We start from the raw sequence: 14,050 nt of genomic DNA, 5'->3' as shown, positions 1-14,050 counted from the left end.
CTCCGCTGTTGTCAGGCTGGCAGGTATACAACGAGGTGAATGCAAAGCCGAGAAGCAAAACTGAAGTGTGCGATGATGCTTCCAGAGAATCGTCCTGATTGCAGTAAATGACAGGGAATAGCGGAAACAGCTACGCAAAACGCAACAACTTTGCGCAAAAAGTGTGAGCAAGGGCTACGTCACATGGCCACGCCGTGTATAATAAGCTCGTATGTAGGCTTTATTTCGCTAATCACATACGAAAGATACTCATGGCTCAAGGCACGCTTTATATTGTTTCTGCCCCCAGTGGCGCGGGTAAATCCAGCCTGATTCAGGCTTTATTAAAAACCCAACCGTTGTATGACACCCAGGTTTCTGTTTCACACACCACGCGCGCACCGCGTCCTGGTGAAGTACACGGTGAGCATTACTTTTTTGTTAATCATGATGAATTTAAAGAAATGATTAGCAGAGATGCATTCCTTGAGCACGCGGAAGTGTTCGGTAATTACTACGGCACTTCGCGCGAGGCCATTGAGCAAGTACTGGCAAGCGGTGTGGATGTTTTTCTTGATATCGACTGGCAGGGTGCGCAGCAAATTCGCCAGAAGATGCCGCATGCGCGTAGTATCTTTATTTTACCGCCGTCCAAAATCGAGCTGGACCGCCGTCTACGCGGTCGCGGTCAGGACAGCGAAGAGGTCATTGCAAAGCGTATGGCGCAAGCAGTTGCAGAAATGAGCCATTACGCCGAATATGATTATTTGATTGTGAATGATGACTTCGATACCGCATTGACCGATTTGAAGACCATTATTCGCGCCGAACGCTTGCGCATGAGTCGCCAAAAGCAACGTCATGACGCTTTAATCAGCAAATTGTTGGCAGACTGAACCTTCTTTCAGTATCATGCCCAGTCATTTCTTCACCTGTGGAGCTTTTTAAGTATGGCACGCGTAACTGTTCAGGACGCTGTAGAGAAAATTGGTAACCGTTTTGACCTGGTACTGGTCGCCGCGCGTCGCGCTCGTCAGATGCAGGTAGGCGGAAAGGATCCGCTAGTACCGGAAGAAAACGATAAAACTACAGTAATCGCGCTGCGCGAAATCGAAGAAGGTCTGATCAACAACCAGATCCTCGACGTTCGCGAACGCCAGGAACAGCAAGAGCAGGAAGCCGCTGAATTACAAGCCGTTACCGCTATTGCTGAAGGTCGTCGTTAATCACAAAGCGGGTCGCCCTTGTATCTGTTTGAAAGCCTGAATCAACTGATTCAAAACTACCTGCCGGAAGACCAAATTAAGCGTCTGCGGCAGGCGTATCTCGTTGCACGTGATGCTCACGAGGGGCAAACACGTTCAAGCGGTGAACCCTATATCACGCACCCGGTAGCGGTTGCCTGCATTCTGGCCGAGATGAAACTCGACTATGAAACGCTGATGGCGGCGCTACTTCATGACGTGATTGAAGATACTCCCGCCACCTACCAGGACATGGAACAGCTTTTTGGCAAAAGCGTAGCCGAACTGGTAGAGGGGGTGTCAAAACTTGATAAACTCAAGTTCCGCGATAAGAAAGAGGCGCAGGCCGAAAACTTTCGCAAGATGATTATGGCGATGGTGCAAGATATCCGCGTCATTCTCATCAAACTCGCAGACCGTACCCACAACATGCGCACGCTGGGCTCACTCCGCCCGGACAAACGTCGCCGCATCGCCCGTGAAACCCTTGAAATATACAGTCCGCTGGCACACCGTTTAGGTATCCACCACATTAAAACCGAACTCGAAGAGCTGGGTTTTGAAGCGCTGTACCCCAACCGCTACCGCGTGATTAAAGAAGTGGTGAAAGCTGCACGCGGCAACCGTAAAGAGATGATCCAAAAAATCCTCTCTGAAATCGAAGGGCGTTTGCAGGAAGCGGGAATACCATGCCGTGTCAGTGGTCGCGAGAAACATCTTTATTCGATTTACTGCAAAATGGTGCTCAAAGAGCAGCGTTTTCACTCGATCATGGACATCTATGCTTTTCGCGTAATCGTCCATGATGCCGATACCTGTTATCGCGTGCTCGGTCAGATGCACAGCCTGTACAAGCCGCGTCCGGGGCGCGTGAAAGACTACATCGCCATCCCAAAAGCGAACGGCTATCAGTCTTTACACACCTCAATGATTGGCCCGCACGGCGTTCCGGTTGAAGTCCAGATTCGTACCGAAGATATGGACCAGATGGCGGAGATGGGTGTTGCCGCGCACTGGGCGTATAAAGAGCACGGCGAAACCAGCACTACTGCACAAATCCGCGCCCAGCGTTGGATGCAGAGCCTGTTGGAGCTGCAGCAAAGCGCCGGCAGCTCGTTCGAATTTATCGAGAGCGTTAAATCCGATCTCTTCCCGGATGAGATTTACGTTTTCACACCGGAAGGGCGCATTGTCGAGTTGCCTGCCGGTGCCACACCTGTCGACTTCGCATACGCAGTGCATACCGATATCGGTCACGCCTGCGTGGGCGCGCGCGTCGACCGCCAGCCGTACCCGCTATCGCAGCCGCTCTCCAGTGGTCAAACCGTTGAAATCATTACCGCACCGGGCGCTCGCCCGAATGCCGCATGGCTGAACTTTGTCGTCAGCTCGAAAGCGCGCGCCAAAATTCGCCAGTTGCTGAAAAACCTCAAGCGTGATGATTCCGTAAGCCTCGGTCGCCGTCTGCTCAACCATGCATTAGGTGGCAGCCGCAAGCTGAATGAAATTCCGCAGGAGAATATCCAGCGCGAACTGGACCGCATGAAGCTGGCAACGCTTGACGATCTGCTGGCTGAAATTGGCCTTGGTAACGCAATGAGCGTGGTGGTCGCGAAAAATCTGCAACATGGTGACGCCTCTATTCCACCAGCGACCCAAAGTCACGGGCATCTGCCGATCAAAGGTGCCGATGGCGTGCTGATCACCTTTGCGAAATGCTGCCGCCCAATTCCTGGCGACCCGATTATCGCCCACGTCAGCCCCGGTAAGGGTCTGGTGATCCACCATGAATCCTGCCGTAACATCCGTGGCTATCAGAAAGAGCCAGAGAAGTTTATGGCTGTGGAATGGGATAAAGAGACGGCGCAGGAGTTCATCACCGAAATAAAAGTTGAGATGTTCAACCATCAGGGCGCACTGGCAAACCTGACAGCAGCGATCAACACCACTAATTCCAATATTCAAAGTCTGAATACAGAAGAGAAAGATGGTCGCGTCTACAGTGCCTTTATTCGTCTGACCGCACGTGACCGCGTACATCTGGCAAATATCATGCGCAAAATCCGCGTAATGCCAGACGTAATTAAAGTCACCCGAAACAGAAATTAATGTTTTATGAACCCAACACGTTATGCACGCATCTGCGAAATGCTCGCCAGGCGGCAGCCTGACCTGACCGTCTGCATGGAACAGGTTCACAAACCCCATAACGTTTCTGCGATCATTCGTACCGCAGATGCCGTTGGCGTACACGAAGTTCACGCTGTCTGGCCTGGTAGCCGGATGCGCACCATGGCTTCGGCTGCTGCTGGTAGTAACAGTTGGGTACAGGTGAAAACACACCGCACCATTGGCGATGCAGTCGCCCACCTGAAAGGTCAGGGTATGCAGATTCTGGCAACCCACCTTTCTGATAAAGCCGTCGATTTTCGCGAAATCGATTACACCCGCCCGACCTGTATTTTAATGGGACAGGAAAAAACGGGCATCACGCAGGAAGCATTAGAACTGGCAGATCAGGACATCATCATTCCGATGATCGGCATGGTGCAGTCGCTTAATGTCTCCGTCGCCTCCGCACTTATTCTTTACGAAGCCCAGCGTCAGCGGCAAAACGCGGGTATGTATCTGCGTGAAAACAGTATGTTGCCGGAAGCAGAGCAACAACGCCTGCTGTTTGAAGGTGGCTATCCGGTGCTGGCTAAAGTCGCGAAACGCAAAGGCCTGCCCTACCCCCACGTCAATCAACAAGGCGAGATTGAAGCCGATGCTGAGTGGTGGGCTACCATGCAGGCCGCAGGGTAAGCGCTATGAAAGGTCGCCTGTTAGATGCTGTCCCGCTCAGTTCCCTAACGGGCGTGGGCGCAGCGCAAAGTAACAAACTGGCGAAAATCAACCTGCATACCGTGCAGGATTTACTGTTACACCTTCCCCTGCGCTATGAAGATCGCACCCATCTCTATCCCATAGGTGAGCTGTTGCCGGGCATTTATGCCACGGTGGAAGGCGAAGTACTGAACTGCAATATCTCCTTCGGCGGTCGCCGGATGATGACCTGTCAGATTAGCGACGGTTCCGGCATTCTCACCATGCGCTTTTTCAACTTTAACGCCGCGATGAAAAATAGCCTGGCGACAGGTCGACGCGTATTGGCCTATGGCGAAGCAAAGCGCGGTAAATATGGTGCGGAGATGATCCACCCGGAATACCGCGTACAGGGCGATCTCAGTACTCCGGAGTTACAGGAAACCCTCACCCCGGTTTACCCAACAACGGAAGGTGTAAAACAGGCAACGCTGCGCAAACTGACCGATCAGGCGCTGGATCTGCTCGACACCTGCGCCATTGAAGAACTGCTGCCGCCGGAACTGTCACAAGGAATGATGACGCTGCCGGAAGCCTTGCGCACCCTGCATCGTCCACCGCCAACACTACAGCTCAGCGATCTGGAAACCGGGCGGCATCCGGCACAGCGTCGTCTTATTCTGGAAGAGCTGCTGGCGCACAACCTCAGCATGTTAGCGTTACGCGCCGGTGCCCAACGTTTTCATGCTCAGCCGCTTAGCGCCAGTGACGCGCTGAAGGACAAACTGCTCGCTGCCTTACCGTTCAAGCCAACGGGCGCGCAGGCGCGTGTGGTGGCGGAGATTGAGCGCGATATGGCGCTGGATGTGCCAATGATGCGTCTGGTACAGGGCGATGTAGGTTCCGGTAAAACACTGGTTGCCGCTCTCGCTGCGCTGCGTGCTATCGCTCACGGCAAACAAGTGGCACTGATGGCACCAACCGAATTGCTTGCCGAACAGCACGCCAATAATTTCCGCAACTGGTTTGAACCGCTCGGTATCGAAGTGGGCTGGCTGGCGGGCAAACAGAAGGGCAAAGCGCGGCTGGCACAGCAAGAAGCCATCGCCAGCGGTCAGGTGCAGATGATTGTCGGCACCCACGCTATCTTCCAGGAACAGGTACAGTTTAACGGTCTGGCGCTGGTGATTATCGACGAACAGCATCGTTTTGGCGTGCATCAACGCCTGGCGTTATGGGAGAAAGGCCAGCAGCAGGGCTTTCATCCTCATCAGTTGATCATGACCGCCACGCCGATCCCCCGCACGCTGGCAATGACTGCGTATGCCGATCTCGATACCTCGGTCATTGATGAACTGCCGCCAGGCCGCACGCCAGTGACGACAGTGGCAATTCCTGATACGCGTCGTAACGATATTATCGACCGCGTGCGCCACGCCTGCATAACGGAAGGTCGTCAGGCGTACTGGGTTTGTACATTGATTGAAGAATCGGAATTACTGGAAGCGCAGGCAGCGGAAGCTACCTGGGAAGAGTTAAAACTGGCGCTGCCGGAACTGAACGTCGGTCTGGTTCATGGGCGGATGAAACCTGCCGAGAAACAGGCGGTGATGGCGTCGTTTAAACAAGGTGAACTACACCTGCTGGTTGCGACGACTGTTATTGAAGTAGGCGTCGATGTCCCCAACGCCAGCCTGATGATTATCGAGAACCCGGAGCGTCTGGGTCTGGCGCAGTTACACCAGTTGCGCGGGCGCGTAGGTCGTGGCGCGGTGGCTTCTCACTGTGTTCTGCTTTACAAAACACCACTCTCCAAAACGGCGCAAGTCCGCCTGCAAGTGCTACGCGACAGCAACGACGGATTTGTGATTGCGCAAAAAGATTTAGAGATTCGCGGCCCTGGTGAACTGCTGGGCACGCGCCAGACAGGCAATGCAGAGTTTAAAGTGGCTGATTTGCTGCGCGATCAGGCGATGATCCCGGAAGTTCAGCGCCTGGCACGCCATATTCACGAACGTTATCCCCAGCAGGCAAAAGCCCTGATAGAACGCTGGATGCCGGAGACGGAACGTTACTCCAACGCATGACCAGACTCATCACAAGACAAGTCACGCAGTAAATCTTCAATCTGGATAGTGATGATATCCACTGCCTCATACGCATCCTGCGCAATTCGCGCCGCCATTGCGCCTTCCGGTTCACCACGCAGAATTTCAGCCGCTGCCTGTACGCCAGCCACAATCATTTCAGGTGTTAACATCTGGCGAAGAAAAGCGCGATTCTCAGAGGACCAGCCATCTTTATGACCTAATGGATGTCCCCAGCCTAACCATTCTTGCGACCATAACGGATTGGCTTCTATGGGATAAATAAGATGCGCGGCATACTGAATAGCACACACCGCTTTTCCCGGCGTATCCAGCGCCCACCAGTGTGACCAGAGAGAATGAATTAACGGCGCGGCCCCGCCCAGAGTATTGGGCACCGCCAGCCAGCAAAGAACATAATTGAAACCACGCTCGTTATCCATACGCTGCAACGCGGTTTCCAGTAAAAATTGCCGTACCTGCTGGCGTTGGGAAGCATTCATCATCTCCTGCCAGAGATAGGGCCGACGCAATGCCTTCATTAAGGATTCTTCGAAGTGATCACCATAACCGCCAGCTAAAACGGTTTCATGCCATTGCGCCAGGCATAGCGGAAACAGATAGCGAAACAGCTCTATTTGCATCGGTTCGTTATAAACGAGATTGAGTACATAGTAAGCACTCAAATCCCATTCGCTGATCTGTTGCCACTCTTTAGCCGCCAGCGCCTTGAGTTCAGCATCTGCGTAATCAAATTCCGTTTCCCATACACAGAGCACTGGCGGCTCGTCACCAAAAATATGGCGACAGCGTTCACGTAGCGTTTCCGGCTCCTTCCGACGCTTTTTCATTTTTAACCGGCAAAAATCGGCAACATCAAATACAGCTTAATCACTAGCGCATTGACAATATCGATAAAGAACGCACCGACCATCGGCACCACCAGGAAGGCCATATGTGAAGGGCCAAAACGTTCGGTGATCGCCTGCATGTTAGCGATTGCCGTTGGTGTTGCACCAAGGCCAAAACCACAGTGCCCCGCGGCCAGCACCGCCGCATCGTAGTTTTTCCCCATCATGCGCCAGGTGACAAAGATAGCGTACAACGCCATGAAGATGGTTTGCGCGACCAGAATCGCCAGCATCGGCAACGCCAGCGAAGCCAGCTCCCACAGTTTCAGCCCCATCAACGCCATCGCCAGGAACAGCGACAGGCTTACGTTACCAAGTACGGATACCGCGCGCTCAAAGACGCGGTAAAAGCCCAACATTGACAAGCCGTTGCTCAGAATCACGCCCACAAACAGCACGCAAACAAAGGTTGGCAATTCAAAAGCAGTGCCAGCCAAAAGTTGCGCAACGATTTTCCCTACCGTCAGACAGATAGCAATCAGCGCGATAGTTTCAATCAGTACCAGCGAGGTGATCATGCGCCCTACGTCGGGCTTTTCAAATGCGGTGGGGACTTCCTGGTCATCAGGTATGCCGTTCGGCGTGGTGGAGTGTTTCACCAGGTAACGCGCCACCGGGCCGCCAATCAGCCCACCCAGAACCAGACCAAACGTCGCACAGGCCATCGCCACTTCCGTCGCGTTGGTGAAGCCATAACGTTCAATGAACAATTTACTCCACGCTGCGCCGGTCCCGTGACCGCCAGAAAGCGTAATAGACCCCGCCAACAGCCCCATCAGCGGATCAAGCCCTAACAGGCTAGCCATGCCAATGCCGATGGCATTTTGCATCACCAACAGACCAACAACCACAATGAGGAAAATCCCCACTACGCGTCCACCGGCACGCAGGCTGGCAATATTGGCGTTCAGGCCAATGGTGGCGAAGAAAGCCAGCATTAATGGATCGCGCAAGGACATATCAAAATTAACTTCCCAGCCCATGCTTTTTTTCAACACCAGCAGAGCCAGTGCCACCAACAACCCTCCGGCAACCGGTTCTGGTATGGTGTATTTTTTCAGAAAGGAGACGGAATGGACCAACTTGCGCCCGAGCAGCAACGTCAGCGTTGCGGCAACAAGCGTTGCTAAAGTATCGAGATGAAACATAGTTACTCCTTTGTATCCGCACCACTCTTCATACTCGTCATACTTCATCGCGCAATCATAGTAAGACGAAATATGACGAGTATCGAGTCATGCTTTCCCGGTTCGAATTCTTAGCTGAAAATAAAAAAATGGCATGGATTTTAAGCAGAAAACAACCAAAAGTTATATAAAAAAGTGCATTTATCGCATTTAAATATTTAGAAGAATGATTGGCAAACGTTTGCTTTTGCCTTTCGGTCAGCTAAAATGCCCGCTTTGCTACCACGGGATTGTTTTCGATGTCTGTTTCCACCTTCGAGTCAGAAAATGCGCAACCGGTTGCGCAGACTCAAAACAGCGAACTGATTTACCGTCTTGAAGATCGTCCGCCGCTTGCTCAAACTCTGTTTGCCGCCTGTCAGCACCTGCTGGCGATGTTTGTCGCGGTAATCACGCCAGCATTGTTAATCTGCCAGGCGCTGGGTTTACCAGCACAGGACACGCAACACATTATTAGTATGTCGCTGTTTGCCTCTGGTGTGGCATCAATTATTCAAATTAAAGCCTGGGGTCCGGTTGGCTCCGGTTTGTTGTCTATTCAGGGCACCAGCTTTAACTTCGTTGCTCCGCTGATTATGGGCGGAACAGCGCTGAAGACCGGTGGTGCCGATGTTCCTACGATGATGGCGGCTCTGTTCGGCACACTGATGCTGGCAAGCTGCACCGAAATGGTTATCTCCCGCGTTCTGCATCTGGCGCGCCGCATTATTACGCCGCTGGTTTCCGGCGTCGTGGTGATGATTATTGGCCTGTCACTGATTCAGGTTGGGCTAACATCCATTGGTGGCGGTTATGCGGCCATGAGCGATAACACCTTTGGTGCACCGAAAAATCTGCTACTGGCGGGCGTGGTCTTAGCTTTAATCATCCTGCTTAATCGCCAACGTAACCCCTACTTACGCGTAGCCTCGCTGGTGATTGCAATGGCGGCAGGATATGCACTGGCGTGGTTTATGGACATGTTGCCAGAAAGCAACGAGCCGATGACGCAAGAGCTGATTATGGTGCCAACGCCGCTCTATTACGGACTTGGTATTGAATGGAGCCTGCTGCTACCACTGATGCTGGTCTTTATGATCACCTCACTGGAAACTATTGGCGATATCACAGCCACCTCCGACGTTTCCGAACAACCGGTTTCTGGCCCACTGTACATGAAACGTCTGAAAGGCGGCGTGCTGGCAAACGGCCTGAACTCGTTTGTGTCGGCGGTGTTTAACACCTTCCCGAACTCCTGCTTCGGGCAGAACAACGGTGTGATCCAATTGACCGGTGTTGCCAGCCGTTATGTCGGTTTTGTCGTGGCGCTGATGTTGATCGTGCTGGGCCTGTTCCCTGCGGTGAGCGGTTTTGTCCAACACATTCCCGAACCTGTTCTGGGCGGCGCTACGCTGGTGATGTTTGGTACTATCGCCGCATCCGGTGTGCGTATCGTTTCTCGTGAGCCACTGAACCGTCGGGCGATTCTGATTATTGCCCTGTCGCTGGCGGTCGGTCTGGGTGTTTCTCAGCAGCCACTGATTTTGCAGTTTGCCCCTGACTGGCTGAAAAATCTGCTCTCCTCCGGGATTGCCGCTGGCGGTATCACTGCCATTGTACTGAATCTGATTTTCCCGCCAGAAAAGCAGTAATTTACTCGCGGCGGTAAAATTCTTTACCGCCGTAACCACTCTCTTTCTCCATTCCTGCCTTGAGGAATGCGCGTAAATCGTGCATAACTCCCTTATGTGCATTTCACGGGATGGAAGACCATGAAATTTATTGGGAAGCTGCTTCTCTACATTTTCATCACGCTGTTAGTGGCGATAGTTGGCCTCTATTTCCTTCTGCAAACCCGCTGGGGAGCAGAGCATATCAGCGCATGGATTTCCGAGAATAGCGACTATCATCTGGCCTTCGGGGCGATGGATCACCGTTTTTCCGCGCCGTCTCATATCTTGCTGGAGAACGTCACATTCGGTCGTGATGGTCAACCCGCCACTCTGGTTGCAAAAAGTGTCGATATCGCGCTAAGTAGTCGGCAACTGAGCGAGCCACGGCATGTCGATACTATCCTGCTGGAAAACGGGACGCTGAATCTCACCGACCAGACCGCGCCGCTACCGTTTAAAGCGGATCGTTTGCAACTGCGTGATATGGCATTTAACAGTCCCAATAGCGAGTGGAATCTTAGCGCACAGCGAGTCAATGGCGGCGTCGTTCCGTGGTCGCCGGAAGCCGGTAAAGTACTAGGCTCAAAAGCACAAATTCAGTTCAGTGCTGGCTCTCTGTCGCTCAATGATGTTCCTGCCACCAATGTGTTGATTGAAGGGAATATTGATAACGATCGCGTCACACTGACTAATCTGGGTGCCGACATCGCCCGCGGGACATTAACCGGAAATGCGCAGCGTAACGCCGACGGTAGCTGGCAGGTGGAAAATCTGCGCCTGGCGGATATCCGTCTGCAAAGCGAAAAATCGCTCACCGACTTCTTTGCGCCCTTGCGCTCTGTCCCGTCATTGCAGATTGGCCGCCTGGAAGTGATCGACGCCCGCCTGCAAGGCCCGGACTGGGCGGTGACCGATCTCGATCTCAGCTTGCGCAATATGACCTTTATTAAAGATGACTGGCAGACACAGGAAGGCAAGCTGTCAATGAACGCCAGCGAGTTTATTTATGGTTCGCTGCATTTATTTGACCCGATTATAAACGCGGAATTTTCCCCGCAAGGCGTAGCGCTGCGCCAGTTCACCAGCCGCTGGGAAGGGGGGATGGTCAGAACGTCAGGAAACTGGCAGCGCGATGGAAAAACGCTGATCCTCGACGATGCAGCGATTGTTGGACTGGAATATACCTTACCTAAAAACTGGCAACAGTTGTGGATGCAGCAAACTCCCGCCTGGTTAAACACTCTGCAACTGAAGAGATTCAGCGCCAGCCGCAATCTAATCATTGATATTGACCCAGCCTTCCCGTGGCAGCTCACAGCGCTGGATGGCTACGGCGCGAATCTGACACTGGTAGCCGATCATAAGTGGGGCGTCTGGAGTGGCACGGCAAATCTGAATGCTGCCGCTGCAACATTCAATCGTGTTGATGTGCGCCGCCCGTCGCTGGCGCTAACCGCCAACAGCAGCACGGTGAATATCAGCGAACTTAGCGCGTTTACCGAGAAAGGCATTCTGGAAGCCACTGCCAGCGTCTCACAAACGCCGCAGCGCCAGACCCATATCAGCCTGAACGGACGCGGTGTACCGGTAAATATTTTGCAACAATGGGGATGGCCAGAATTACCCATCACTGGAGATGGCAATATTCAGCTCACCGCCAGCGGCGATATTCAGGCCGATGCACCGCTAAAACCCACGGTTAACGGACAGCTCCACGCCGTAAATGCTGAAAAACAACAAGTGACCCAAACCATGAATGCTGGCGTGGTTTCCAGTGGTGAAGTTACATCGACGGAGCCGGTACAGTAAAATCAATCTCGCCGGGTACGACACAGACGTACCCGGTATTTCTTCAACAAATTACAGCGTAATTGTCAGCTCATTCCCTTGCGGGGTCACCACAACACCCAACTCACTTTCAGCCTGCGAACCGCCTTGCAGACCATTTACTTTAGCGATATTGCGCAAGCACAGCGTCCAGTTCTTCGCTTCTCCCGTACCAGTCACAGTAATGATGTTGCCAGTACGTGCCGCTTTCAGGGTGAAGATCACCGAACCATCAGCGGCTGGGACTTCGCAGACGGCTTCACGCCCGTCTTGCAGATTAAAGAGCTGGAAGGCCGTGCCTTCGTGCCACGCATAATCGGGGCGTTGTTCATTGTTGCCCAGCCCCAGTAGGGTGTTATCACGCACATATACCGGCAGACTCTGAAAGCCGTGTTGTTGTTTATGCCAGCGGCTGCCGTCTATTTCATCGTTATGCCACAGGTGCGTCCAGCGACCTTCAGGCAAGTAGAATTGCACATCGCCAGCTTCAGTGAACACCGGCACGACCATCACGCTGCCGCCCAACATGTATTGGCGATCAAGGTAATCACAGGCCGGATCGTCCGGAAACTCCATTACCATTGCGCGCATCATCGGCGTACCCAGCGCGTTCGCACGAGCAGCTTCACGATAAAGATACGGCATCATGCGGCATTTCAGTTGCGTGAAGAAGCGCACCACGTCACAGGACTCATCATCGTAGGCCCACGGCACACGATAAGATTTGCTGCCATGTAAACGGCTATGGCTGGAGAGCAAACCAAACGCGCACCAGCGTTTGTAAACGTGCGCCGGAGCGGTATTCTCAAAGCCGCCGATATCGTGGCTCCAGAAGCCAAAACCAGAAAGGCCAATAGACAAACCTCCGCGCAGGCTTTCCGCCATTGATTCGTAATTGGCGTAGCAATCACCGCCCCAGTGCACCGGAAATTTCTGCGCACCTACGGAAGCCGAGCGGGCAAACAAGACGGCTTCTTCCTCGCCAACGGTTTCCTTCAGCACGTTCCATACCAGTTCGTTGTAGATGTATGCATAATGGTTATGCATTTTCTGCGGATCACAACCGTTAAACCACTGAACGTCTGTTGGAATACGTTCGCCAAAGTCGGTCTTAAAACAATCGACACCCATCGCGATCAGACCTTTCAGTTTATCGGCGTACCATTTGCAGGCATCCGGATTAGTAAAGTCATAAATCGCCAGCCCTGGCTGCCATTTATCCCATTGCCATAGCGAGCCGTCCGGGCGTTTGAGTAAATAGCCTTTCTCTTGTAACTCCTTAAAGACTGGAGATTTCTGCCCAATATAGGGGTTAATCCAGACGCAGATTTTCAGCCCTTTTGCTTTCAGGCGGCGGATCATGCCTTCCGGGTCCGGAAAGGTCAGTGGATCCCACTCAAAATCGCACCATTGGAAGGCTTTCATCCAGAAACAGTCAAAGTGGAAAACATGCAGCGGCAGATTGCGTTCCGCCATACCATCGATAAAACAGTTAACCGTCGCTTCGTCGTAGTTAGTGGTAAATGAAGTGGTTAACCACAGACCGAAGGACCACGCGGGCGGCAGCGCCGGACGGCCGGTAAAACGGGTATAACGATCAAGTACCGCTTTCGGCGTCGGGCCGTCGATAACAAAGTATTCGAGGTATTCACTCTCCACGCTGAACTGCACTTTGGAGACTTTCTCCGATCCCACTTCAAAAGAGACGCATTGGGGATGATTGACCAGTACACCATAACCACGGTTAGTCATGTAGAACGGGATATTTTTATACGCCTGTTCAGTACTTGTGCCGCCATCCCGGTTCCAGGTTTCTACCGTCTGACCATTGCGCACCAGGGCAGTAAAACGCTCTCCCAGCCCGTAAACCGTTTCACCGACGCCAAGATCCAGCCGCTCAAACATATAATTTCGTTGATTATTAGTGTCCTGCACATAGCCATTATTTTTCACCTGGCTACCGGTAATACGTTCGCCATTACGCAGAAAATCCAGTGACCAGAACTCACCTTTACTGACACGCGCGCTTAAGTTGCCACTTTTAAACTCAGCGTAACTTTCTGTGTTTTCGATTGTGACATTCGCGTCCTGCAAAATATTGAGCGGATAATGAGGGCCGTTATCCAGCGCCCCCTGAAAATGCTCAATCCGTACACCGACAATACCTTCCTGTGGGGAGAAAAAACGCAGCGTAAATAAAGGCGTGTCAAGCTGCCAGGCACGTTCACGCACATCACGGGGGGCAGCATAGACCACCATTTCATTACCCTGCTGTTCAACCTCGAACACCTGAAGCGGGTGAATCAAATTGAGGCCAGGTTGAATCAACCAGTTTCCATCGCTAATTTTCATTGCCGT

General features: G+C 52.7%; 10 protein-coding genes. 7 read left to right on the top strand and 3 right to left on the bottom strand.

Features of this window, described 5'->3' with window-relative positions; all coding sequences use genetic code 11:
* Window positions 1-251: 251 nt before the first annotated feature.
* The 5 genes from gmk to recG are packed head-to-tail and all read left to right on the top strand — an operon-like array spanning window position 252 to window position 6,115.
* A complete protein-coding gene (gene gmk / locus A1SC_RS05730) occupies window positions 252-875 on the top strand; it encodes a guanylate kinase (RefSeq protein WP_001517448.1) in 624 nt (207 codons plus the stop codon).
* A gap of 54 nt (window positions 876-929) precedes the next feature.
* Complete coding sequence (rpoZ, locus tag A1SC_RS05735) at window positions 930-1,205, top strand: DNA-directed RNA polymerase subunit omega (RefSeq protein WP_000135058.1); 276 nt, start codon at window positions 930-932, stop codon at window positions 1,203-1,205.
* 18 nt (window positions 1,206-1,223) lie between these two features.
* The gene (spoT, locus tag A1SC_RS05740) at window positions 1,224-3,332 is read left to right on the top strand and encodes a bifunctional GTP diphosphokinase/guanosine-3',5'-bis pyrophosphate 3'-pyrophosphohydrolase (protein WP_000280466.1); all 2,109 of its coding nucleotides are present in this window, start codon (window positions 1,224-1,226) and stop codon (window positions 3,330-3,332) included.
* 6 nt (window positions 3,333-3,338) lie between these two features.
* A complete protein-coding gene (gene trmH / locus A1SC_RS05745) occupies window positions 3,339-4,028 on the top strand; it encodes a tRNA (guanosine(18)-2'-O)-methyltransferase TrmH (RefSeq protein WP_001070171.1) in 690 nt (229 codons plus the stop codon).
* A gap of 5 nt (window positions 4,029-4,033) precedes the next feature.
* A complete protein-coding gene (gene recG, locus A1SC_RS05750; protein ID WP_001517447.1) occupies window positions 4,034-6,115 on the top strand; it encodes an ATP-dependent DNA helicase RecG in 2,082 nt (693 codons plus the stop codon).
* On the opposite strand, the gene A1SC_RS25240 is transcribed toward recG, so the two are convergent.
* Window positions 6,100-6,966 (bottom strand): hypothetical protein, encoded by an 867-nt coding sequence (locus A1SC_RS25240; RefSeq protein ID WP_016249417.1) that lies wholly within the window; start codon window positions 6,964-6,966, stop codon window positions 6,100-6,102. The two genes, recG and A1SC_RS25240, sit on opposite strands and share 16 nt — an antisense overlap.
* A 2-nt stretch (window positions 6,967-6,968) precedes the next feature.
* Window positions 6,969-8,174: a sodium/glutamate symporter gene (gene gltS / locus A1SC_RS05760; protein WP_000468834.1), complete on the bottom strand. Its 1,206-nt coding sequence runs from the start codon at window positions 8,172-8,174 to the stop codon at window positions 6,969-6,971.
* Window positions 8,175-8,452: 278 nt separating this feature from the next.
* On the opposite strand from gltS, the gene xanP reads away from it, so the two are divergent.
* Together xanP and A1SC_RS05770 are read left to right on the top strand one after the other, a co-directional pair.
* Complete coding sequence (xanP, locus tag A1SC_RS05765; protein ID WP_001517446.1) at window positions 8,453-9,844, top strand: xanthine/proton symporter XanP; 1,392 nt, start codon at window positions 8,453-8,455, stop codon at window positions 9,842-9,844.
* A gap of 120 nt (window positions 9,845-9,964) precedes the next feature.
* Window positions 9,965-11,674, top strand: coding sequence for an AsmA family protein (locus A1SC_RS05770; RefSeq protein WP_016262718.1), 1,710 nt, complete (start codon window positions 9,965-9,967; stop codon window positions 11,672-11,674).
* Between the two features lie 51 nt (window positions 11,675-11,725).
* Here the strand turns inward: A1SC_RS05770 and yicI are convergent, their stop codons facing one another.
* A complete protein-coding gene (gene yicI / locus A1SC_RS05775; RefSeq protein WP_016262717.1) occupies window positions 11,726-14,044 on the bottom strand; it encodes an alpha-xylosidase in 2,319 nt (772 codons plus the stop codon).
* Between the last annotated feature and the right edge of the window lie 6 nt (window positions 14,045-14,050).

This window comes from Escherichia sp. KTE52, assembly GCF_000408325.1.
Lineage (GTDB): Bacteria > Pseudomonadota > Gammaproteobacteria > Enterobacterales > Enterobacteriaceae > Escherichia > Escherichia marmotae.
Note: the sequence above shows the minus strand (reverse complement) of the source record. Positions and strands in the feature narration are given on the sequence as shown.